This is a genomic window from Dellaglioa sp. CoH-57-MRSF-21, assembly GCF_056781915.1.
The window spans coordinates 1-291 of sequence record NZ_JBXAXU010000158.1 but is presented as its reverse complement, the minus strand read 5'-3'; the positions used below and the strand labels follow the sequence as shown (position 1 = coordinate 291).

Annotated in this window: 1 protein-coding gene; it reads right to left on the bottom strand. The window is 51.2% G+C overall.

Annotated elements, in window-relative coordinates; translation table 11 throughout:
* Positions 1-264 (bottom strand): hypothetical protein (locus AC1RPQ_RS08380; protein ID WP_481762326.1); only part of this gene is annotated, 264 nt, incomplete at its 3' end.
* Positions 265-291: the final 27 nt, after the last annotated feature.

Sequence of the window (291 nt, the reverse complement as noted above, 5' to 3'; positions counted from 1 at the left end):
ATTCTGCTCCATCCACTGGGTCAATGTCAAGAGCGAAAGTTGCTCGTGCAGCATCGCCAGCGGATATTTGCGGTCCGAGATGTAGACATCAATCTCGAATTCTAGCGCACTCATCATGCGTGCGTCAATACGCACCAGCGTGTCATCATCCATGTGCTCCTGACACAGGGCGCGGATCGCGATTACGCAATCACCGAGTCGCCCAGAATCGCTGTAGTCCATGTAGGTCTCGAAAAGCTTATCCTTCCAACTATTGTACGTCATGGACCTCCTTATTGCCTCGATCAATAC